Source organism: Proteus faecis, assembly GCF_030286765.1.
GTDB lineage: Bacteria > Pseudomonadota > Gammaproteobacteria > Enterobacterales > Enterobacteriaceae > Proteus > Proteus faecis.
Genome location: NZ_JASVWV010000008.1, coordinates 102,689 through 126,962, shown reverse-complemented (window position 1 = coordinate 126,962; position 24,274 = coordinate 102,689). Strand labels below are relative to the sequence as shown.

Annotated in this window: 20 protein-coding genes; 15 read left to right on the top strand and 5 right to left on the bottom strand. The window is 36.8% G+C overall.

Features of this window, described 5'->3' with window-relative positions; all coding sequences use genetic code 11:
- Nucleotides 1–7: 7 nt before the first annotated feature.
- Both betT and QSH13_RS11860 read right to left on the bottom strand, forming a co-directional pair.
- Nucleotides 8–2,014, bottom strand: coding sequence for a choline BCCT transporter BetT (gene betT, locus QSH13_RS11865; RefSeq protein ID WP_109397039.1), 2,007 nt, complete (start codon nt 2,012–2,014; stop codon nt 8–10).
- Nucleotides 2,015–2,379: 365 nt separating this feature from the next.
- On the bottom strand, nt 2,380–2,949 hold the full coding sequence (locus QSH13_RS11860; RefSeq protein ID WP_109397038.1) for a hypothetical protein: 570 nt from the start codon (nt 2,947–2,949) through the stop codon (nt 2,380–2,382).
- Between the two features lie 264 nt (nt 2,950–3,213).
- Between QSH13_RS11860 and QSH13_RS11855 the strand changes: the two genes are divergently transcribed.
- Complete coding sequence (locus QSH13_RS11855; RefSeq protein ID WP_286039214.1) at nt 3,214–3,876, top strand: DUF421 domain-containing protein; 663 nt, start codon at nt 3,214–3,216, stop codon at nt 3,874–3,876.
- A gap of 85 nt (nt 3,877–3,961) precedes the next feature.
- Here the strand turns inward: QSH13_RS11855 and rnz are convergent, their stop codons facing one another.
- Nucleotides 3,962–4,879, bottom strand: a complete 918-nt coding sequence (rnz, locus tag QSH13_RS11850) for a ribonuclease Z (protein WP_109397037.1) — start codon at nt 4,877–4,879, stop codon at nt 3,962–3,964.
- 9 nt (nt 4,880–4,888) lie between these two features.
- The gene (gene rtcR, locus QSH13_RS11845) at nt 4,889–6,481 is read right to left on the bottom strand and encodes an RNA repair transcriptional activator RtcR (protein WP_109397036.1); all 1,593 of its coding nucleotides are present in this window, start codon (nt 6,479–6,481) and stop codon (nt 4,889–4,891) included.
- A 558-nt stretch (nt 6,482–7,039) separates the two neighbouring features.
- Between rtcR and QSH13_RS11840 the strand changes: the two genes are divergently transcribed.
- Both QSH13_RS11840 and QSH13_RS11835 read left to right on the top strand, forming a co-directional pair.
- On the top strand, nt 7,040–8,173 hold the full coding sequence (locus QSH13_RS11840) for a slipin family protein (RefSeq protein WP_194294832.1): 1,134 nt from the start codon (nt 7,040–7,042) through the stop codon (nt 8,171–8,173).
- Nucleotides 8,174–8,175: 2 nt separating this feature from the next.
- A complete protein-coding gene (locus QSH13_RS11835) occupies nt 8,176–9,399 on the top strand; it encodes an RtcB family protein (RefSeq protein ID WP_109397034.1) in 1,224 nt (407 codons plus the stop codon).
- Nucleotides 9,400–9,832: 433 nt separating this feature from the next.
- Here the strand turns inward: QSH13_RS11835 and mrpI are convergent, their stop codons facing one another.
- Nucleotides 9,833–10,393: a phase variation DNA invertase MrpI gene (mrpI, locus tag QSH13_RS11830; protein WP_109397033.1), complete on the bottom strand. Its 561-nt coding sequence runs from the start codon at nt 10,391–10,393 to the stop codon at nt 9,833–9,835.
- Between the two features lie 678 nt (nt 10,394–11,071).
- On the opposite strand from mrpI, the gene QSH13_RS11825 reads away from it, so the two are divergent.
- The 12 genes from QSH13_RS11825 (at nt 11,072) to QSH13_RS11770 (ending at nt 24,254) form a co-directional block, all read left to right on the top strand.
- Nucleotides 11,072–11,599, top strand: a complete 528-nt coding sequence (locus tag QSH13_RS11825; RefSeq protein ID WP_006534899.1) for a fimbrial protein — start codon at nt 11,072–11,074, stop codon at nt 11,597–11,599.
- Between the two features lie 83 nt (nt 11,600–11,682).
- Nucleotides 11,683–12,243, top strand: coding sequence for a fimbrial protein (locus tag QSH13_RS11820; protein WP_109397032.1), 561 nt, complete (start codon nt 11,683–11,685; stop codon nt 12,241–12,243).
- A gap of 21 nt (nt 12,244–12,264) precedes the next feature.
- Entirely contained in the window at nt 12,265–14,880 is a 2,616-nt protein-coding gene (locus tag QSH13_RS11815; RefSeq protein WP_109397031.1) for an outer membrane usher protein, read from the top strand.
- A gap of 55 nt (nt 14,881–14,935) precedes the next feature.
- Nucleotides 14,936–15,694, top strand: a complete 759-nt coding sequence (locus QSH13_RS11810; protein WP_109397030.1) for a fimbria/pilus periplasmic chaperone — start codon at nt 14,936–14,938, stop codon at nt 15,692–15,694.
- A 13-nt stretch (nt 15,695–15,707) separates the two neighbouring features.
- Nucleotides 15,708–16,253 carry a fimbrial protein gene (locus tag QSH13_RS11805; RefSeq protein WP_109397029.1) on the top strand — a complete coding sequence of 182 codons (546 nt, stop codon included), beginning with the start codon at nt 15,708–15,710 and terminating at the stop codon, nt 16,251–16,253.
- 11 nt (nt 16,254–16,264) lie between these two features.
- Nucleotides 16,265–16,750, top strand: coding sequence for a fimbrial protein (locus QSH13_RS11800; protein WP_109407072.1), 486 nt, complete (start codon nt 16,265–16,267; stop codon nt 16,748–16,750).
- 10 nt (nt 16,751–16,760) lie between these two features.
- Entirely contained in the window at nt 16,761–17,309 is a 549-nt protein-coding gene (locus QSH13_RS11795) for a fimbrial protein (protein ID WP_109397027.1), read from the top strand.
- Between the two features lie 21 nt (nt 17,310–17,330).
- Nucleotides 17,331–18,158, top strand: coding sequence for an MrpH family fimbial adhesin (locus tag QSH13_RS11790; RefSeq protein WP_109397026.1), 828 nt, complete (start codon nt 17,331–17,333; stop codon nt 18,156–18,158).
- A gap of 20 nt (nt 18,159–18,178) precedes the next feature.
- The gene (locus QSH13_RS11785) at nt 18,179–18,499 is read left to right on the top strand and encodes a helix-turn-helix domain-containing protein (RefSeq protein ID WP_109397025.1); all 321 of its coding nucleotides are present in this window, start codon (nt 18,179–18,181) and stop codon (nt 18,497–18,499) included.
- A gap of 1,938 nt (nt 18,500–20,437) precedes the next feature.
- Nucleotides 20,438–20,965, top strand: a complete 528-nt coding sequence (locus tag QSH13_RS11780; protein WP_109373867.1) for a fimbrial protein — start codon at nt 20,438–20,440, stop codon at nt 20,963–20,965.
- Between the two features lie 86 nt (nt 20,966–21,051).
- Nucleotides 21,052–21,612: a fimbrial protein gene (locus QSH13_RS11775; RefSeq protein ID WP_109397023.1), complete on the top strand. Its 561-nt coding sequence runs from the start codon at nt 21,052–21,054 to the stop codon at nt 21,610–21,612.
- Between the two features lie 20 nt (nt 21,613–21,632).
- The gene (locus tag QSH13_RS11770; protein ID WP_109407073.1) at nt 21,633–24,254 is read left to right on the top strand and encodes an outer membrane usher protein; all 2,622 of its coding nucleotides are present in this window, start codon (nt 21,633–21,635) and stop codon (nt 24,252–24,254) included.
- Nucleotides 24,255–24,274: the final 20 nt, after the last annotated feature.

The window sequence follows — 24,274 nt, the reverse complement described above, 5'->3', positions numbered from 1 at the left end:
GATAAAATTATTGCTTACCTAATACGTGTAAGAAGTGAATGTGTTTTTCGTACTGATCAAGAATATCGTGAATGATTTGTTCTTTCGTCCAACCCATTACATCATAATCTTGCCCACCTTCTTTTAAGTGAATTTCAGCACGGTAATATTTATGCTCTTCGTCTCTTTCTTCATCACTTAATCCTGCTAACGCAAAGGCCGGTTGAGTATAAAAACGCAGGCGAACTTCATAGAAGAAATTCATGTCATCGCCTAAATCGACTTCAAAACCAATTCGATCATCTTCTTCATTATGGATAATGCATTGCGTTGCTTGCTTACTTAATTCGGCAGACACCATTTCCATTGAGGGTTGAATGACTTCATCCATAAAACGTTTTACATGAGAGCGTTTAGGAAAATAGGCAATATTTCTTAAACGACGTTGCCAAGGAATTGGATTGCGACTGGCTGGTGGTGCAATTGTCGTTAGTTGTTGGCTATCACGTTTATATACATCAACTCGTAATGCTTTAATTAGTCCATAAATAGAAGCAAGTAATACCATTGAGAAGGGAAGTGCACTTGCAATAGTTACTGTTTGTAGTGCAGTTAAACCACCCGCTAATAATAAAGTAATTGCAGAAATGCCCATTAAGGCAGCCCAGAAAATACGTTGCCATACGGGGGTTTCGCTATCACCGCCAGAAGCTAAAGTATCAACAACCATTGCGCCTGAGTCTGCTGAAGTCACAAAGAAGACGACTACCATCAACATCGCAACGAAGGATAAAACAGTCGAGAATGGAAAATAATTTAAGAACTCAAATAAAGCCAATGACACATCTTGCTGTACGATATTGGCAAGAGCTTCTGCACCTTTATCTTTGATTAAATGGATCGCAGTGTTACCAAAAACGGTCATCCAAAGTAAAGTGAAGCCAGCAGGAACAAACAGGACACCTACAACGAATTCACGAATAGTACGGCCTCGAGAAATGCGGGCAATAAACATCCCTACAAATGGGGACCATGAAAGCCACCAACCCCAATAAAGCAGAGTCCATCCCCCTAACCAATCACTCGATTTGGGTTCATATGCGTAAAGATTAAAGGTCTTACTGACAATTTCGGATAGATATCCCCCCGTATTTTCAACAAATGATTTTAATATCAATACGGTTGGACCGAGAGTAATAACTAATAAAAGAAGAATAACCGCCAATCCTAAATTAAGTTCAGATAAAAAGCGGATCCCTTTCTCTAACCCAGAAACAACTGAAATGGTTGCAAGTCCTGTGATCACAACAATCAATATTACTTGGATGGTTGGATTAATCGGTACATTAAAGAGGTGATTTAAACCCGCATTAACTTGCAGAACACCAAATCCAAGTGAGGTTGCGACACCAAATACGGTTCCCATAACGGCGAAAATATCAACCGCATGACCAATCGGGCCATGTATGCGATCACCAATAATTGGATAAAGTGCCGAGCGCAGTGTTAACGGTAAACCATGGCGATAAGAGAAGAAAGCTAAGATCAACGCGACAATGGCGTAAATTGCCCATGCATGTAATCCCCAGTGGAAAAAGGTTAATCGCATCGCTTCTTTCGCGGCTTCTATGGTTTGAGCTTCACCAGTCGGAGGCATTAGGTAATGCATAACAGGTTCGGCAACACCAAAGAACATTAAGCCAATCCCCATACCTGCTGAAAAGAGCATGGCAAACCAAGCAAAATAACTAAAGTGAGGGCGAGCATGATCTGGCCCTAACTTGATTTGACCAAAGCGGGAAAGTCCTAAATAAGTCACACTCAGCAAAACCAATGCAACGGCTAGAATGTAAAACCAGCTCGCATTTCTGAAGAGATTTTCCTGAAGATGACCTAATTTATCATTAGCTAACTCAGGAAATAACGCCGAGAAACCAACGACCAGTAAAATTAACAACGCTGATGTATAAAAAACGGGAGGATTAATTTTCATCCTAACTTTTTTTTGAGGGGTTATATCGTTTTGTTGACTCATAGTTAACCTATTTATAGTTATTTTCTTAGAAAGAGACTTTTCGCTACCCATTATCTGATTGCTTATGTTACCAGAAAAGAAAAGTTCATAAGAAAATTTGAATAAAACACCAAATTGGACAAATGTTTTATAAAAGAACGGAAGTAAATTATTTTTTCCGCAAGATGAAGAAAAGTACAATTAAATCAATTTATTAATAACTTTATATTCTAGATGCTTTCGCTCTTTAATAGGTTTCTCCTGTTGAAAAAAGGAGAATATGGTTACATTTTTTGCTTAAACGATCAACCCTTGTCTTTTTTTTGTACAAAAAAAGCCAGTGAAAGTTTACTGGCTCTCAATTCATCAAAAAAACTGAAATCGGATTATTTGTTTTCAGTTTTTAAATCATCAATTTTTTGTTTGGCTTGATCAGTTAATTGATCCGCTTTATCAATTGCTTTATTTTCAGTCTCTTGAGCCTGTTGTTTTACATCATCGCTAGTTTTTGACGCGTCGCCTTTTAGCTGATCAATCTTGTTGTCTGCTTCTTGCATCAGGTTATCTGCTGTTTTGCTTGCATCTTGTTTTAGCTCTGCGGCTTTTTCAGATAATTTATTACTTTCAGCTTCTAGGCTTTGCTTAATTTCTTCAGCTTTTGCTGCACTTACATCTTTTAGCTCAGCCGCTTTTTGTTCAGCTTTATCTTTTAACTCTTGAGCTTGTTTTGTTAATTCATCTGCTTTTGCTGACGCATCTTCTTTCAAGTCGGCAGCTTTATCTTTGGCTTGTTCCGTTAATTCGTTGGCTTTATCTTGCGCTGTTTCAGTAACTTGAGTAGCAGTTTCTTTTGCTTTATCAATGCTATCATCGACTTTCTTAGATGAATCATCACAACCTGCTGTAATAGTGACCAAACCCGCTAGAACCAATGAAGTAAGTAGTTTTTTATTCATTTTTTTCTCCCAAATGTGTATTCAAAAACAATTCAGTGATATCCCGCGTAAGAGCTAGAAAAGGCGAGAAGCTATTGAGTTGATAATAAGATATTACAGATAAACCATAGTAATAAGTATAGTGTGAGTCTTAAAATCAACAATTCTAAGTATATAAAGTGTTTTTTCTTAGTCAAATATCATCAAAAATAATTTAGATTTTTATCTGAGGGGGATTTTCTGCTTTATAATAAAAGCAGAGATTATTGGAAATGTGAGATGCAAATGGAATATTACTTTCTAGTTATTATCAAATTTATTATTGGTTTTACTATCATATTAGTTCATATGAATTTATCAGGTAAAACACAACTCTCTCAATTAACACCTATTGATTTTATTGGTAATTTTGTCCTCGGTGGCATTATGGGAGGGGTCATTTACACTGATGCAATTCCTCTTTATCAATATATTATCGTCTTTTTAATTGGGGTATGTTTTATCTCTTTGCTTAATTATATTAGTAAACGATTCAACTTTTTCCGTGCAGTGACCATTGGTAACCCTATTCCTATTATAAAGAAGGGGGAGTTTATAATGGAAAACATCATGGAGAAAAAGAATAAAATAGACATTTTAAACATAACGTCTCGTCTTCATGCTCAGGGTATTCATTCGTTTCAAGAGGTCAATTATGCGCAAATTGAACCAGATGGACAAATCACCGTAGTGTGTGATGGTGCAAAAATGCCTTCAATTATTGTCATGAAAGAGGGCGTTATTCGCACATCAGAATTAGCGCAAATAGAAAAAGATGAAGCGTGGCTTCAAGAAGAGATGAAAAATCAGCATATTGATAAACCGGAAGATATTTTCTTAGCTGAATTTTGGGATGGAAAGGTCAATTTTATTTTACAAGATGGGAAGATTAAGCGGACGACGTTATAAATAACTAAAATATGCGTAAATGAGAGGAGTGTGATTTATAACAATGGCGAAATAATATCGCCACTGCTAGTTAATAAAGACGTAATTACAACTTAAATACCTCAAAATCAGTAGCCATTTCTGTCTGGCTAAAGATTTCTTGGCTTTCATTGAGTAATTCAACACACTCTTCGGGTGAATAGCGACTACTAATATGTGTGATAATCAACTTTTTGCTATTAGCCTCTTTTGCTAACTGTGCCGCTTGTACTGTTGTTGAGTGTCCACGACTATTTGCTTGATCTGCCATTTCATGTTTAAACGTTGCTTCATGAACAATAACATCTGCGTTATTAGCCAGCTTTAATGCATTCGGTGTGGGTTGAGTATCTCCAAAAATAGCAATACAACGACCTTTTATTTCTGGGCCAATATACTCTTTGCCGTCAATAACTCTGCCATCTGGCAATTTAATTGTTTTACCTTGTTTTAAGTCTTGTAGCCAAGGACCCGCTGGAATATTGTCAACCTTCAGTTTTTCGGCATCTAATTTACCTAGACGGTTTTCTTCTTCTAAACGATAACCAAAACAAGGTACGGGATGAGAAAGAACTTCACAGCTGACTTTCATACCTTCTTCTTCAAACAGAAAACCCGCTTCGTCAATCTCAATAATATTAATAGGGTAAGTTAAATAAGATTGGCTTAATGTCAGTGCTGTTTCTATAAAGGCTTTTATACCCCTAGGGCCATATACCGTTAAACATGTTTCCGTTCCTCCCATTGAGCGACTACAAAGCAATCCTGGTAAACCAAAAATATGATCGCCATGCAAATGGGTAATAAATATTTTATTTAAACGCGGTAGTTTCACACGGGTATGCAATATTTGATGTTGTGTTGCTTCACCACAATCAAACATCCACATGCTTTTTTGTTTATTTTGTAAATCAAGCACCATGCTTGTGACATTGCGATCTTTAGAAGGAACGCCGGCGTTAGTGCCTAAAAAAGTGAGCTCCATAATGAAATATTATTCTCCATGTCGAATTTGTTCCCAACTTAAATCGAATTTTGCTAGATATTTACGTAGGCGATCGGCATCGTTGGGTTGTTTTTTATTTTGTCTTGATACTGCGAAAAGTTTTCTACCGGCTTCTGAGAGAGTTGATGATTGTTGGCACGTTTTGATCACTGTATTAAGTTGACTCAGATCGAAAAGATCAATCTCAGTATTCTTAAATAAAGAGGTGGAAGCTATTCCCCAATTTTGTTTTAAACGATTAATTTCTTCATCAACCAGAGGAAGGGTAATACGACCATTTTCGGCAAGTGTCGCCATTCGCGTTATACTAGCACTAAGTTCACGGAAATTACCACGCCATAATGCCTGTTCCGATGTTGCAAATCGAATATAGTGTGATTTCGCATCAGAGTTAAAACGGATCGCCTTTTGATGGCATTTTGCAAAGTGATGCAATTCATAATCGATATTAGGTTCAATATCCTCTTTACGATCGGCTAAACCAGGTAGTGAAAAAGACCATAAGTTGATCCTTGCATAAAGATCTTCACGAAAAAGTCCTTTTGCAATTTGCTTGTCCATATCACGATGTGTTCCTGCGATTAGCTGAAAATCACTTTGTACCTCAGTATCTGAACCATAAGGATAAAAAGATTTCTCTTCTATCGCTTTAAGCAACATGGCTTGCTCATCAAGTCCTAATTCTGCAATTTCATCAAGAAATAAAATTCCTTTATCGGCTTCTCTTAATAAGCCTTGTCTGGCTTGTAATGCCCCTGTAAATGCACCTTTTACATGCCCAAATAAAGTGGACATCGCATTGTCTCCTCGTAAAGTGGCGCAGTTAACAGCAATAAAACGGCCTTTTACAAAATGGCGAGACTGCCGTAATTCATAAATACGCTGAGCAAGGAATGATTTACCGGCACCCGTGGGGCCTGTTAATAAAATGGGAGCAACGGAGCGCAATGCAACACGTTCAATTTGAGCAATCAAAGTATTAAAACGTTCATTACGTGTGGCGATCCCTGATTTTAAAAAAGAGAGGGATTCATTATGGTAATGCTCAAATCGGCTCGTTAGCTTGGTATAACGGCTTAAATCAAGATCAATAACAGCATAACTACCCGTGGCTGATTGTACTGTTTTGATGCCGTCTTTATTTTCTATTTTAGAAGAAGGCGAGGTTTGTAATAGTTTTGCCGGTAAATAATGTGCTTCAGTCAGTAGGAACCAACAAATCTGAGCGATATGTGTACCTGTGGTGATATGTACATAATATTCTTCATTTTCGGTATCAAATGGATAATTCACTGCAAAATCAAGAAAGTGACTATAAACCTCTTCGAGATCCCAAGGATCGCGAATATCAATTTCGTAAGGTAACACCTCAGTATCAGGTGAAATGGTATGAATATCTTCAATGGTTTTTGACGCTAACATTGAATCATTAGGCTGGTGGATCATGATTAATCGACTAACAGGGAAATCTTTTTGATGGCAAATAGAAATTGTTGGGCGCCATGAGTTCCATCTTTTATGGCTTTTACCTCGTCTATCTAATGTTGTGCCTAAAACACCAATCACCACTTTGCGTTTCATTACGTTATCTCTATTTATTTTATCTATATTTATAAACATATAGATAAAAAGATAAGTTTTTATCTTTTTTAATTCAATGTATAAATAGTAAAAATTTATATTAAAGATATTATTGTTAATAAAAACAATTGATTAAAAGTTTTTTAGGGTGGGTTTTAAAAACTTGGCACGATCTTCGCAATATTATTAGTGTCTTGAGCAGATTTTAAATCTGGTAGGCACATGAAGAACACTCTGTGGTGTTATCTAAATGTGTTCCTTCACATCGGGACTCTGTAGGTGAAGAGGGTTATTTTCAGGTTCGATTCCTGACACCAAAACCATTACAAATCCAAATGTAAAATTAAATATAAAAAATCGTTGTGACAGCAGTACCGTCACCTTGCTTATCCACCAGCAACTACGCTGGATTGGAGGCAGAAGAAGAGACAAACAAAGTATCGTTCCTCTCTTGTTTTCCCTTCGATTTCGCCAAGTTTGTTCGTGGAAAGCAAGTCACGATAAAAATGGTAATAAAAGAAAGCTAAAAATAAAGAAGAGAAAAAGGAAGCAATGATGATAAAAACAACAATAAAAGTAAAACAAGGACAGCTGGGTTTATTAAAGAAGGACGATGAGTATATTGAAGTCCTTACAGCCGGTGAGCATAAATTTTTCGATTTTCGTCGTCAATTAAGTGTTGAGCTGGTGGAGTTAAACGGTCCGGAAATTGAAAGAGAGAAAGCCGAATTTTTACGTCAATATCATCCAGAATGGGTGCGTGAATATTGTTTTGATATTGTGTTATCTGATGAAGAGATTGGCTTACTTTATGAAAATGGCTCACTCAAAGAGATCTTAGCGCCGAGTACCCGTCGTCTCTATTGGAATTATACACAACGCTCAATGGAAGTGTTGTCAGCGAATGAATTGGAAGTTTCGCCAACCTTGGTTAAAAAATTGCAGCATCCAAAATTACGTAACCAGACTGTCAAAGGCAGTGAAGGTGTATTAAGTGTGGATATTCCGACATGGCATGCTGGCATTATCCGTATTGATGGTGAAACTCAATCACTATTGCCTCCTGGATTAAAAGGCTATTGGCGTTATCAGCACAAAGTTGATGTTGAGGTTGTTGATATGCGTTTACAAACTCTTGATGTGAGTGGTCAGGAGATCTTAACGAAAGATAAAGTGACATTGCGCATTAATTTGTCAGCAAACTGGCGTTATAGCGATGTGCTTTCAGCGTATCAATTACTGAGTTCACCGATTGAGTTCTTATATAAAGAGTTGCAGTTTGCGTTACGTGAAGCCGTAGGAACACGAACATTGGATGAATTATTAGAAAATAAAACCCTGATTGACAGCTTAGTGAGTGAAAAAATCAGTGAAATGACTAAAGGATATGGTATTGAAGTGGCTTCATTAGGGGTAAAAGATATTGTTTTACCAGGCGAAATGAAAACGATTTTAGCGCAAGTTGTTGAGGCAGAAAAATCGGCTCAGGCTAATGTTATTCGTCGAAGAGAAGAGACATCCGCGACACGCTCTTTATTAAATACGGCAAAAGTGATGGAAAACAATCCAGTAGCCTTACGATTAAAAGAGCTAGAAACCGTAGAACGAATTGCAGAACGTATTGATAAGATTTCCGTTTATGGTGGTTTAGACCAAGTATTAAACGGGTTAGTACAAATTAAAGGAGCATAGGCATGATATTGGATCATCAAATAGTAAAAGAAGCAGGAACTGCTGAAATCAAAATGTGGACAAATGGTGTGCCCGTTGAAGCAGATGCTCTAAAGCAACTTATAAATACCGCTAAGATGCCTTTTATTTTCAAACATATGGCGGTAATGCCTGATGTTCACTTAGGGAAAGGCTCAACAATAGGGAGTGTTATTCCAACAAAAGGTGCGATTATTCCGGCTGCTGTTGGTGTGGATATTGGATGTGGAATGATTGCGGTGAAAACATCATTACACGCAAATGATCTGCCAGATAATTTGTTTGCCATAAGAACGGCAATAGAAAGAGCTGTACCTCATGGAAGAACAAGTTATCAATCAGGAAATGATCGTGGTTCATGGAAGAACCCACCTAAACTTGTTGATCAACATTGGCAACAACTTGAAGGGCGTTTTAAGATTTTAACTGATAAGTACCCACGTTTACGAAATACGAATAACTATTGTCACCTTGGTACATTAGGAACAGGAAACCACTTTATCGAGTTGTGCCTTGATGAATCTGATAATGTTTGGGTCATGTTACATAGTGGTTCTCGTGGCGTCGGTAATGCTATTGGTACGCTATTTATACAAATGGCACAAGAAGATATGAGAGAACATATCGCTAACTTACCGGATAAAAACTTAGCGTACTTAAAGGAAGGGACTCTTTTCTATGATGACTATATAGAAGCCGTAGAGTGGGCACAGGATTTTGCCCGACATAACCGTGAAATTATGATGGAACACGTGTTGGCGGCATTATCAACACAAATAGCGAAACCTTTTACAACACAACAACAGGCGGTAAATTGCCACCATAACTATGTGCAAAAGGAAATGCACTTTGGTGAAGAAGTGCTGGTGACTCGAAAAGGCGCTGTTTCAGCTCAAAAAGGTGAAATGGGGATAATTCCTGGGTCAATGGGGGCTAAAAGCTTTATTGTGAGAGGAAAAGGAAATGCCGACAGTTTCTGTTCATGTAGTCATGGCGCTGGACGCGTAATGAGCCGAACAGCTGCGAAAAAAACCTTTAATGTTGAAGACCAAATTCGAGCAACTGCACATGTGGAATGTCGAAAAGATGAAGATGTGATTGATGAAATTCCAATGGCTTATAAGGATATTGATGCTGTTATGAAGGCACAGTTATCGCTTGTTGAGATAGTTCATACACTACGACAGGTTGTTTGTGTAAAAGGATAATGGTGTTTTTAAGGTAATCCATAACTATCCCCTAACGATAACGTTGGGGATAGTGAGATATGAAAGAGTGTGCATGGTATGCAAATGAATATAAGTTAAAGAATTAAAGTTACTTTTAAATTAAGTCCTTATTTCTCGCTTAAAATTCAAACAATAAATGTTTAGTATTATTAATAAATAATTACTGATATTAGACTCATTTACGACTAATAAAGACAATCAAAAAAAGAATACTTATATTAAGTGATTCTATAATTGAAAAGTAATTATTAATAACCTATTAATATCTACAATCGCAGTTATTTATTTTAGTATAAAACAATTCCTAATTTTATTAATTATATTAAAATTAACTTTATTCTTATTGAAAAAATATAGCTTACTCTATTTAGTGTATTAATCCTCATTGTACATATTAATAAAAAAGTAATTGTTAATTTCTTGCGTCCCAAATGTGAATAAAACGTTTTGAGTTGCTTGCGGTATAGATAACAGTATGTGAAATATTACGATGTCCTAAATAATCTTGGATTAGACGCGTATCTCGTCCTAAATCAGCTAAGGCATAGCCACATGCATGACGTAGCATATGAGGGTGAGGAATAATAGATACATTAGCTTTTTTACCTAAACGGCGAAGTAATCCATAAACTTGTTGGCGCGAGATTGGACCTGTTTTTTGAGATAAAAACACCCATTCAGAATCAGCTTCTCTCCATGTTTCCCGTTTTTTCAACCAGTTAACTAATGCTTCATACTCATCTTCGATAATTGGTTGTGTTGTAGATAGCCCTCCTTTCAAACGTCTGACATAGAGTATCCGACTTTCCAAATCAATATCGCTGAGGGTTAACCTACATAGTTCACTAACGCGAAATCCATGTAAAAAACACATTAAAAACATGCAGTAATCTCTTTCTGGATACCGTCCTTCCTTTGCTTGTTTCAAAATAGAATTGATCTCAAAACGTGTAAGAAACTTGCGTTGCTTCATTTTTCATAACCTTTTCAATGAGATAACAAGGAACAAAAGTCAATTGTTGCATCACTATAACAAGTAATATGCATCAATAAAGGGTTATATTTTTTTTATGCTTTCACTTTTACTTGTTCATTTTAAACAAGTTTATCGAAAGATTATTGATTTTTGGAAAATGAAAGTTATTGATTGAAAAAGTGAAAAATGACTAAAGAGAGGAATTCAGACATCTTTAGAGAAATAAACAGAATACACCAAATTGTTTACTATTATTCTCTGGCTTCGCACTTAAGTCAAATTTAATATTAACCTTATATCTTAATTTAATTAACATATTGATATTTATCATTATTTTAAAAAACAAACATGATTGGTTACTTTGTTTAAAATCCAGAAATAAATTTTTTTACTTTTTTCACAAATTATAGTATTTGCACTTAGAATTATAAACTCTTTTTCCGATATTTAAAGATAGATTATCTAAATAAGTCTAATTTCGAGATGAAAATTTTTAACAAAACAATTTGGTGTATTTTGTTTTGTTTCTAACGATATTTAATTGCGTTTAGGACGGGCATCAATATACCAAAATTCAAAAACTCAATAAATGAGTCATTCAATTAGGAATAATTCAATCCTAATGAATTTATTATTTTTAATGTCTTCGTCCTTTATATTTTAGGAAACAAAAAGATGAAATTAAATAAATTAGCGTTAGTTCTTGGCTTAGGTTTATCTGTTGCTGCAGGTTCTGCATTTGCTGCTGATCAAGGTCACGGTACAGTTAAATTTGTTGGTTCAATTATTGATGCACCTTGTTCTATTCATCCTGATTCAGAAAATCAAACTGTTCCATTAGGTCAAATTTCTACTGCTGCATTAAAAGATGGTGGTCGTAGTAATTCTCGTGATTTTAAAATTACTTTAGAGAATTGCACAACAGAAACTTATAAAACTGTTCAAACAACCTTCACTGGTTCAGAAGATGCAGACATCTTAGCGGGTTCTTTAGGTATTGAAGGTATCGCTAAAAATGCTGCTGTTGTTATCACCGATGCGGGTGGCAAACAAATCAAATTAGGCACACCAAGTGCAGCTCAAACATTACGTGATGGTAATAACGATCTGAACTTTGCTGCTTACTTACAAGGTTCTTCTGCAGCAGCTGCTGTTCCAGGTGACTTCACTGCAATCGCAACTTTCGCACTGACTTATCAGTAAGAAAAAATAAGTTCTGTACAAGGATGTACAGAGCTTTATTTCCTGTGTCTATTTTTAACGATTTTTTTCTTACGGAGAAAAATATGAATCGCAAGATGACACCACTATGGCTATGCCTTATTGCCAGCTTACTGATACCAAAGGCAGTAGCGAGTGATGTAAAACAAGATAAAAACATGCATCAGCGATTTGGGGTACTTAATCTTTCAGGCTCGATCTTAGAACCATCTTGCACGATTGCAGCAGGAAGTGGTGAACAAGTTATTCCACTGACAATTGTTTCTATTCCAATGCTGGAGACTGAAGGGCAAGGACCTATTGAGTATTTTTCTATCAGATTAACGGAATGTACGCTAATTGAACAAAAAGGTCAGGAAGCGGACAACCCTCGTTTTATTGCAACGTTTGAAGGTCCCTCTAGCGAGAATGGTAATTTTGCACTTTCTGGTGAAGCAAGAGGTGCGTCATTAGCGATAGCTGATCGTTATGGTAGGAGAGCAATTCCTGGTAAGCCATTACCTCCTGTTGGTATTGACTCCAAATCAATGGCGTTACTTTACCAAGCGCGAATAGTCAAAAATAACGAAATACCCAAAGCTGGAAATTACCGAACAACGCTGCGATTTAAGCTGGAATACTATTAAATGGATCGGGTTGGATAACTTATGGTTAGAACATTCAAAACCGTTGGTTTAGGGACGGAAAAAAAGAAAAAACAACATACTATTCGGCCTGTTGCTGTACTGATCTATTTAATTCTTACTGGTGTTTCCAGTATTTCAAGTTCAGCTTTAGCAAATAGTGATATTGAATTTAATGCCGATATTTTGGATCTAAAAGATAAGCAAAATATTGACTTATCAGATTTCTCTCGTGCCGGCTATATTATGCCCGGTCGATATGAGTTTGTTGTTCGCGTAAATAATAATGAACTTCCTGAACTCTACAACATTAACTATGTTGTACCAGCCAATGATCCCAAGGGTAGTGAGGCTTGCTTACCACCAGAATTGATCCACCAAATAGGGCTCAAACCAGAATGGGCTGAAAAAGTTAAATATCAAGATAATGGAAGCTGTCTTGATATCTCTTCTATTCCCGGAATGACGGTAAATGCCAGTCTGGGAAATGGCAATCTTATTCTTACTATTCCTCAAGCGTATCTTGAATATTCGGCACCAAACTGGGATCCACCGTCTCGTTGGGATCACGGTATTTCAGGCGTGCTTTTTGACTATAACGTCAATGCTAACGTGACTGATCCCGCTAAAGGAAAACAGCGCCAACAAGTTACAGGCTTAGGAACCGTGGGAGCAAACCTTGGTGTTTGGCGTTTCCGTGCCGATTGGCAAGCAAGTTATCAGCATACAACGGGGCTTCCTGATAGCACTGAAAATAGTTGGAAATGGAACCAGCTTTATCTTTATAGAGCAATCACGCAATTAGGGGCTCGCCTTGTGATGGGGGAGACTTACTCTCGTTCTGACATTTTTGATAACTTCCGTTTTACTGGGATTAACTTGTCAACGGATGACAATATGTTGCCACCTAACTTAAGAGGATATGCTCCTGAAGTAACAGGTGTAGCAAAAACGAATGCGAAAGTGACGATTAGCCAGCAGGGCCGTGTGATCTATGAAACTCAGGTTGCTCCAGGACCGTTTCGCATTCAAGACATCAATGATGCAGTAAGTGGCAAATTAGATGTACGTATTGAAGAGCAAGATGGCTCGGTTCAAGAATTCCAAATGGATACAGCAAGTATCCCTTATTTAACACGTCCTGGTCGAGTGCAATATAAATTATCTGCGGGTAAACCGTCGGATATGAACCGTAATATGGAAGGTCCTATTTTTGGGATGGGTGAATTCTCATGGGGGATCAGTAACGGTTGGTCACTTTATGGTGGTTCATTAGTCTCGGGCGATTATAACTCGGTATCTGCAGGTATTGGTCGAGACCTAATGGCGCTGGGTGCTATCTCTTTTGATGCGACACATTCTTGGGCAAAAATTCCAAGTGATGACAAGCGTTATCACGGTGGTTCTTATCGCTTAAGTTACTCAAAACGTTTTGAACAAATAAATAGTCAGGTGACATTCGCAGGCTATCGATTCTCTGAACGTGACTTTATGAGTATGAATCAATATTTAGATCGCCGTTATCGTGGTGGTGAAGAAGATAACAATAAAGAGCTTTATACCATTATGTTTAGTAAGCAGTTCCCTGAATGGGGATTGAGTGCTTACTTAAACTATAGTCATCAGACTTATTGGAATAAGCCTAATAACGATAACTATAACTTGTCATTAGCTAAAACGATGGATATTGGTAGCTTTAAAAATATCAACCTCAGTCTGTCGGCGTTTCGCAATAAATTCAATGGTACCAATGATAATGGCGTTTATATGAATGTCAGTATGCCTTGGAGTGATCGCGCAACCATTAGCTATAACACTGTGATTAATAAACATGGTAATTCACATAATGTCAGTTATTACGATCGTATTGATGACAATAGTAGCTATCGTGTTGGGGCTGGTTTAAGCAGTAACGGTAAACCATCCGCAGATGCTTATATCATGCATTACGCGGATGCTGCATTGGTTACTGCGAGTGCGAGCCATATTAATGGTGAATACACATCAGCCACATTATCACTACAAGGTGGGGCAACCTTAACACCAAAAGGTGGTGCATTACACCGTACAAGTCGTACAGGAAGTACTCGTTTACTGGTTGATACAGATGGTATTTCAGATGTACCAGTGAAAAGTATCGGCGCGATTACGCGTACCAACGCTTTTGGTAAAGCGGTACTGCCTGATATCAATGATTATTACCGCAGTAGTGCCAGCATCGACCTTGACCAGATGCCTGATAACGCTGAAGCATTACGCTCAATTCAGCAACTCACCCTCACAGAAGGCGCAATAGGCTACCGACACTTTGATGTGATATCGGGACAAAAAGCCATGGCGGTTATTCGTTTACAAGATGGAACTTATCCGCCATTTGGTGCCAGTGTCACAACTGAGAAAGGGCGTGAGCTTGGCATTGTCAATGATGGTGGGAATGTCTATCTGACGGGGATTAACAGTGATGATGTATTGAGTGTTCGTTGGAATGGTCAAGATCAGTGCAAAGTCCGTATACCAACATTAGTTGAAGGGCTATTTATGTCTTCATTATTACTGACTTGTAGTGATGGAGAAGTAACACCTTCGACAATCAATCAAAGAGCAGAGCCCTTACCTAAACCTCAACTGATTACGAAATAAGGTTAGGAAAGAAGGGAAAGATAAAAATAATTTCAGACAAAAAGAGTAATTTAAAATGATGTTATCAAAGCGCTTATTCATTGTAACAACCACTTTATTGACTGGAATGGTCTTTACTAGTCAAGCCCTTGCTGCGATTGCTTTAGATAGAACGCGTGTCATTTTTAATGGTGCTGATAAATCTATTAGCTTAAATATTAGCAATCAAAACAAAGAGCTACCTTACTTGGCTCAAGGTTGGATGGAAAATGAAAATGGAGAACGTATTGACAGTCCATTATTAGTTTTACCACCGATTCAGCGTATTGAGCCAGGCGATAAAAGCCAAGTAAAAGTGCAGTCCTTACCCGATATTGCCAAATTACCACAAGATAGAGAAAGCGTTTTCTATTTTAACTTGCGTGAAATTCCACCTCGTAGTGATAAACCCAATGTATTGCAAATTGCATTACAAACACGAATTAAGTTGTTTTATCGCCCTGCATCGATTTATGCCACACAAACGGATCTTACTCATCCTTGGCAGGAAAAAATCACCTTAACAAAGAAAGGTGATCGCTATGAAGTGAATAACCCAACACCTTATTACGTGACATTAGTGGATGGGTTAACAGGGTTACAAGGAAAAAGCCTCGATGGTTTTGAACCGATCATGATTGCCCCTAAAAGTACAGGAACGATAAATCTGCATGCTTCCGCGTTTGGGGCATCACCTGTACTCAGTTATATCAATGATTACGGTGGACGACCACAGATGAAATTCACCTGTAATGGCAATGAATGCAAAGTTACAGAAACATCAGCAGGAAACTAAATAGGCCTATTTTATGAAAATGGAACAGCGGTTTAGCCCAAGCAAAGCAGTGTTGATTCTTATTTTGGCAACGTTTACTGGAGGCCTAAGTTTTACTGCTGTTGCGAATTTACCCGCTAGAGCGGTGAACAATCCTATTCCTGGGATCGTTTATATCAATATTTCAGGGAATGTCATTGCGCCACCGCCTTGCTTAATTAATGACGGCAAAATGATCGAAGTTAATTTTGGTGAGGTGATGAGTACTCGTATTGATGGTGTTCGTTATAAAGAGCCTATCCACTACACAGCGACTTGCCAAAAAATGCCAACCAATGCCATGAAAGTTTATGTTACGGGAAGTGCAACTGGATTCGATTCAAATGCGCTACAAACAAATATTACTGGATTGGGGGTGCGCATTTTGTATCAGGGAAAATTATTAGATTTAGGTAAGGCGGTGAATTTTACCTATCCCAACTTACCTGAATTAGAAGCTATTCCTGTTCGTGATCTGAATGAATCTTTAGTGGGTGGTGATTTTGTCGCAAGTGGCACACTGCATGTGGATTATCAGTAAGAGGTCAGAAGATGAATAAATTAAAGTACATATGTCTGATTGCATTACTGAATTCTTATTCTGTCATGAGCGCAGACGCACCTAATATGAAATTATTTGGCACATTATTGGTACCACCTCCTTGTGTCATTAGTAACAACGAACTGATTGATGTCTATTTTGGGCACAACGTAGGTATTCATAAAGTAGATGGTATTAACTATACCGAATCGGTTAATTATCAATTGGTCTGTGATCCAAATTTAAAAGGTTGGGATTTAGGGCTTTCTATTATTGGCCCTAAAACACAGTTTGATGAAGCTGCGCTACAAACCAATATTCCAGATCTAGGCATTCATCTTACGCAAGATGGTAAGCCTTTTAAATTAAACGAGCGTATTGCGATATCACCGGATAATCCCCCCGTGATCCAAGCGGTACCAGTTAAAAGACCTGGTAGCACTTTGCCCGAAGGTGCCTTTGAAGTTTCGGCAACACTGCTTGCTGAATACCAATAGGAGCGTATTGATGAATATTAAAAGATTATCGATCCCGTTCATATTGGGTCTAGCCACATTTACGGGATTAACATCAACGGCTTTTTCAGCGCCAGACAATATGCGTTTTCACGGCATATTAGTTGACGAGCCTTGCACCATAAAGCCCGGTGACGAAACCGTTGAGCTGGATTTTGGCAATATTCCGGACAAAAACCTTTATGCATATCAAAGAACGCCAAGCAAGTTGTTTCAAATACGCTTGTCTGAATGTGATTTAACGATTGGTAAAAGCGTCAAGATCACTTTCAAAGGGGATGAAAATCAAGCCATGGCAGGGCAAGGTTTTTTAGCCATTAGCCCAAGTAGTCAAGCGTCGGGTATTGCTGTTGGGCTGGAATCTGAAAACGGCAATGCGCTACCTGTTAATAAAGAAACAGACAAAATGTCATTAAATGCGGATGACACGATTTTAAATTTTTATGCCTTTATTCAAGGGGAGCCAGATGCGATTGCTAACCAATCCATTAAACGTGGCCCATTTAGTGCAATCGCCACATTCCATTTGAATTATGACTAATTATTAGGGTTGAGGTTTTATATGTCCATATTAAAGCGATTTCCGGCTTTATGTATTGCAATAGGTTTGTTGTTTTCGGCACCCGCAATGGCATCTATCTTTTCTTATATAACCGAATCAACAGGAACACCAGCAAATGCAACCTATACCTATGTTATTCAACGCTGGGATCCTGAAGATCCTTACACTCCAAATCCTTGTTATGGCTGGAGTCAATGCTGGATAACAATTAACCATAAGCATGATGCTAATGGTTCTCCAGGATCTGCAGTAAGAAGCATTGTCCGTGTTGAAAAAGAGCGTTATTTAGCTGGCGTTCGTGATGCGGTAATGCGAATGGAAAGTTTTCCAATACAAGGCACTGCGCGACATGTTGGTGATCCGCTTACCTCAAACCAAGAATGTGTCGGGCTATTTTATGAATCTAAGGAAGGAGGCTGGTCACCAAATGGACGTTTATTACCGGGATCACTATGTGGGATTGCACCACCACCTGTTGGTGCATGCAAAATAACAGAAGGGGCTGTAAACCTTAATTATGGTGATATTGACGAAGTTAGTTTAGAAAATGCAACACGAGCTAAAAATATTAATGTGACTTGTAATTTAGCAATGAAAGTTCTGGTTATTGCATCAGGCTCAGACAGTGGCCGAGTACCATTGCGACCTGATAATAGCCTTTATGCCGATTTGTTTCTTGATAATTATCCTGGTGAAAAAGGTACAGTAATTGATGTTCCTGCAAATGGAACCATACCTGTAGAGGTTAAATCAATTTTACACACGAATGGTCGCGTTGCACCGGGCTATTTCTCTGGTTCGGGCTCAATTATTTTAACGATGCCTTAATCATGATAATAGGTGGATATATGATGAATTACGATTTTACAGATATTGATGTTAATGCGTTAGTTGGAAAACGAATTCAGAAAAAGCGTAAAGAATTAGGTTACACCGGTATGCAAATTGCTGAAAAAATTGGTGTAAGCCAACAGCAATTCTCTCGATATGAACGTGGCATGAATAAAATTGATTTAAGTTATCTTGTTTTATTAGCCAATTATCTTAATACACCTATTTATTGGTTTTTTGAAGACTGTTTTATACCAAAATCTTCATCAGAACATTCGCGCATTGATAAATGTAGCAATATCATCGCTGAAGCAACACCTGATGTTTTTTCATACTAGTGCATATTACTAAAGGATACTCAAAATTGGTGTTTTAAAGCGTATGCTTATTCTTTGATTGATTACCAAATTGGTAAGGCAGGGGCATCCCTGCTTTTTTTTATGCAAAAAAGACTAAGTGCTGTTAGCCAAACTTGAGTTATTAATCGCACAATCAGCCAAAAGAGCAGATATAGATAATCAATTTTTACTTTTTTATAAGAGACGAAAATTGGTCATAACGGTAAAATTATCATTTTATGATGATGATAATTATCTAAAACAGGGATTTTTCTTGGAATGCGGGGTAGGAATACTCTTAAAACGAGTATTTGACAAATTTTGACTTTTGTTAGGCTATACATGCCTTTTTTTTATTGCATCATGAAAAAGATAAATAATATTAATTTTATTTATTAAATAAAGATCTTCCAATAATGATATTCTTATTAAGAGACAATTTGTTGAATAATTAAATATTATTAATGTAATCCTTCATTTTTATTTAATTTATTAACTTATTATAATTCGGTCGATAAAAGGTTATTTCCAATATATACCTTAAAACTTACTTCTTAGAATTAATTAACTATTCTAGAAAGAGTTAATTTTATTCAAATAAGGTAAAACAATTCCTAATTTATCTGAAATATAAAAAAACGCCAATATTCTTATTGAAAAGTATTTGATAATTAAAAAAACGAGTAATAATGACTAAAATGTATACGCATTATCTGAGTAATGTTAATTCAATATGTTTATAATGTAAAAAAAGTGTATTTTATTGTGTTTCTGTTTGGATAAAAATATGTGGGTTCTATGGGAATGCAATAATATGAATGAGCTAATAATAAAATTAGTAGTAATACGTAAAATAGTCAATAATTTAATAAATAAATAATTTAAATATTTGAAGCAGTCCTTAATAAATACATTAAAAAATTTACCCAAAAAACGTGTAACCATTCTTAATCAAATGATTAAAATCTTGTTTTTTTTTGAGGAAAAAATGGGCGTTACACGAATTTCTTTTTTGAATTATCAGTTAGTTAAATTGCGAGATGGTTCTGAATCAAAAAATATAAATTGTACAAAAAACTCACTTTTTGACATCAATTTCCTAAGTGTAAATACTTACATTCAAGTGTTAAATTATTACCAAAATATTCCATTCTTGATTATCTTATTTGTATAACTAATTTAAAATCAATTGGTTACGTTTTTTTTGAACTTTTTATGTTTTATATTATAAACATATGTGATTATAAAAAATGTAATTATTAATTAATCCATTAAATACAATGAGTTATATATTTTCGATATTCTATTTTTAATATTTAATTCAAATTAAGAGTATCATTAAAAGGCTTATTTAATGTGCTTTTTGTATGAGAGTAAATAATGATAATAAATAAATTAACAAATTCATTATTTTGATCTTCTTATAATTCAATTAGTTAAATTTGATTTGTTTCATTATGTAAACATTTGGTTATATTGCGTTAAAATAGATAAATCAGGAAATGTTATTTAACTGGATATTATTCCTATTCGTAAAAAGACAATCAGATCTTTTCACTTTAAATTTCAAATTGTTAAAATTTAAATCTTAAATTACTCTTTTTAGGAGTAATGTTTTGGTTTTAAAATCCGTTTGAGGTGTTTTGAAAAAGTAATATTTTGTATGTAAATGTAAAAAATACACATAATATCAGTAAATTAATAAAAATAGACTTAATGAAATTTGGGTGGTTTGACTTAAATAAAACCGGAGAGAATAATATATCCAACTTGATGCGATTCCTTTATCTAATTTCATAATTAAATATGAAATTGGCTGGGTGAATTTTATCAAAATATAGAAACTCTATTTAGTGTGTCATTCATTTAAGCAATTTGCTTATATTGAATTTTATTATTTTAAATATCTTCGTTCTTATATTTTCAGGAAACATAAAGATGAAATTAAATAAATTAGGTTTAGTTTTAGGTTTAGGCTTAACTGTTGCTGCTGGTTCTGCATTCGCTGCTGATCAAGGTCATGGTACTGTAGAATTTTGGGGTTCAATCATCGATGCTCCATGTTCAATTGATCCTAACTCAGGTGACCAACGTGTTCCATTAGGACAAGTTTCAGCAAATGCACTGAAAGATGGCGGCCGTAGCGTATCTAACACATTTAAAATTAAATTACTTCAATGCTCTACTGAAACTTATAAAACAGTTCAAACAACTTTCACTGGTGCTGAAGCAGCGGCTATTCTGCCTGGTTCTTTAGGTATCGAAGGTTTAGCTAAAAACGCAGCTGTTGTTATTACAGATGCTGGTGGTACACAAATTAAATTAGGTGAACCAACAAAAGCTCAAACTATTCGTGATGGTTCAAATGACCTGAACTTTGCTGCTTACTTACAAGGTTCTGCAACAGATGCAGCTGTACCTGGTGACTTTACTGCGATCGCAACTTTCGCATTAACTTACCAATAATAGATCTGTTTTTAAGCCCTGTATAAGGATGTATAGGGCTTCATTTTTAGTTTTATTTTATGGTTTATCTTATGGAGTAGAAAATAATGAATCGCAAAATGGTGTCACTATTATTACTTGTTGCAACAGGATTGTTTGTTAAGCCTGTAATAGCAGTGACTGACATAAAACAAGATGTAAAATCACATCAGCGATTCGGTGTAGTGAGTCTACAAGGTTCTATATTAGAGCCAACATGTACTATTTCGGCAGGAAGTCGAGAGCAAGTTATCTCTTTAAGTACTGTGTCTATTCCGACCTTAGCCGTTGAAGGCCAAGGACCTATTGAATATTTCTCTATTCGATTAACAGAATGTTCCCTTGTTGACCAAAAAGGTACACAAGCTGAACGTCCTCGTTTTATTGCTACTTTTGAAGGCCCTGCACAGAACGGATTATTCCAACTTTTCGGCGACGCGAAAGGTGCTTCGTTAGCTATTGCTGACCGTTATGGAAGATTGGCAATACCAGGGAAGCCTTTACCTCCTGTGGATATCGATACTAAATCGTTGTCTTTGTTGTATCAAGCACGACTTGTTAAAAATAATGACATTCCACGAGCAGGTAATTATCAAGCAACCCTGCGTTTTAAACTCGAATATTATTAAATGGATTGGTTGGATTATTTATGGCTAAATCATTCAAAACTGCTTCAATAAAAGCAGAAAAAAAGAGTAATCAGCATACAATTCGACCTGTTGCAGCACTGATCTATTTAATTATTGCTGGCATGGCCAGCGCCTCTAGCATGGCATTTGCAGCCGGTGATATTGAGTTTAACTCTGATATTCTTGATCTAAAAGATAAGCAAAATATCGACTTATCTGATTTCTCTCGTGCTGGTTATATTATGCCCGGTAAGTATGAATTTATTGTTAAAGTTAACAATAATGAATTACCGGATCTCTATACCATTAATTATATTGTTCCCGAAAATGATCCTAAAGCGAGTATTCCTTGTATTCCTCGCGAATTAGTGAATCAATTTACGTTAAAACCCGAGTGGCTCAAAGCGGTAACTTGGAAAGATGGCGGTGCCTGTCTTGATGAGTCATCGATACCTGGTATGACAACAAGTACTAACTTAGGTGCAGGTAGTTTTATTGTGACTATTCCTCAAGCCTATGTTGAGTATGCTACTGAAGATTGGGATCCACCTTCTCGTTGGGATGAAGGTATTTCAGGACTTATTTTTGACTATAACCTGAATGCAAATGTAACCGATCCCAATAATGGCAAACAAAGACAACAAGTTACGGGTAGCGGTACTGCGGGTGCTAATTTAGGGGTTTGGCGTTTTCGTGCTGATTGGCAAGCAAACTATCAACACACAACAGGTGTGAGTGGTAGTACTGAGAATAATTGGGATTGGAGTCAATATTATCTTTATAGAGCAATAACCCAGTGGGGGGCTCGCCTTGTTATGGGTGAGACTTATTCGCGCTCTGATATTTTTGATAACTTCCGTTTCACAGGTATCAGTTTATTAACAGATGATCAGATGTTGCCTCCTAATTTAAGAGGTTATGCACCTGAAGTAACTGGTGTTGCAAAAACGAATGCGAAAGTGACAATTAGTCAGCAAGGTCGTGTGATCTACGAAACACAGGTCGCACCGGGTCCATTCCGTATTCAAAATCTTAATGATGCCGTCAGTGGTAAGTTGGATGTTCGCGTTGAAGAGCAGGATGGCTCAGTACAAGAATATCAAATGGATACAGCAAGTATCCCTTACCTAACACGTCCGGGTCGAGTGCAATATAAATTATCAGCAGGTAAACCTTCTGATATGGATCACAAGACAGAAGGGCCCGTTTTTGCAATGGGTGAGTTTTCATGGGGGGTTAGCAATGGTTGGTCACTCTATGGCGGCTCATTAGTTGCGGGAGATTATAACTCTGTTTCTTTAGGTATTGGTCGTGATTTGATGGCATTAGGAGCCATTTCATTTGATGCGACGCACTCTTGGGCAAAAATTCCAAATGATGATAAACGCTATCATGGTGGCTCTTATCGAGTGAGTTACTCTAAACGTTTTGAGGCTATTAATGGTCAGGTAACTTTCGCTGGTTATCGTTTCTCTGAACGTGATTTTATGAGTATGGATCAATATTTAGATCGTCGTTATCGTGATAACAATCGCGATAATAATAAAGAACTTTATACGATTACATTAAGTAAGCAATTCCCAGACTGGGGAATGAGCGCTTATCTTAATTATAATCACCAAACCTATTGGAATAAACCCAATAACGATTATTACAACTTATCTTTATCTAAATTTATGGATATTGGTAGTTTTAAAAATATCAATTTTAATTTATCTGCTTATCGCAACAAATTTAATGGCACGAATGATGATGGTGTTTATCTGAATGTTAGTATGCCATGGAGTGATAAAGCGACAATTAGTTATAACACGGTCATTAATAAGCATGGTAACTCACATAATGTAAGTTATTTTGACCGCCTTGATGATAATAATAACTATCGCTTAGGTGCAGGGTTAAGTAGCCGTGGTCGTCCATCTGCTGATGCTTATTATACGCGTTATGGGGATACAGCACTGGTAACAGCAAGTGCGAGTCATACTCAAGGTGAAAATACCTCAGCGTCACTTTCTTTACAAGGTGGAGCAACGTTAACAGCAAAAGGTGGAGCATTCCATCGTACCGCAATGCCAGGTGCCGCGCGTTTATTAGTTGATACTAATGGTGTGGCTGATGTGCCGGTTAGAAGTTTAGGGGCTGTGAGCCATACTAACTATTTTGGTAAAGCAGTACTGCCAGATATCAATAATTACTATCGTAGTAGTGCGACAATTGATTTAGATAAATTACCTGATGATGTTGATGCCGTGCGTTCAATTCAACAATTAACCCTAACAGAAGGGGCAATCGGCTACCGTGAGTTTGACGTTATTTCAGGGCAAAAAGCGATGGCGATTATTCGCTTGAAAGACGGTAGTTACCCACCATTTGGCGCTAGCATTACTACAGCAAAAGGACGAGAGCTGGGTATTGTGAATGATAGCGGTAATGTTTATTTAAGTGGAATAAATTCGGGTGATATTTTAGATGTACGTTGGAGTGGTAAAAAACAATGTGAAGTACAAGTACCTCAATTAGATGAAGGTTTCTTTATCTCTTCTCTATTATTAACGTGTGGGGACACTCCATCAATCTCTTATTCTGCACAAGAGAGAACTGAATCACCATCTCAACCACAGTTAATTAAAACTGAAGGTTGAGAAGGGAAAATTAAACGATT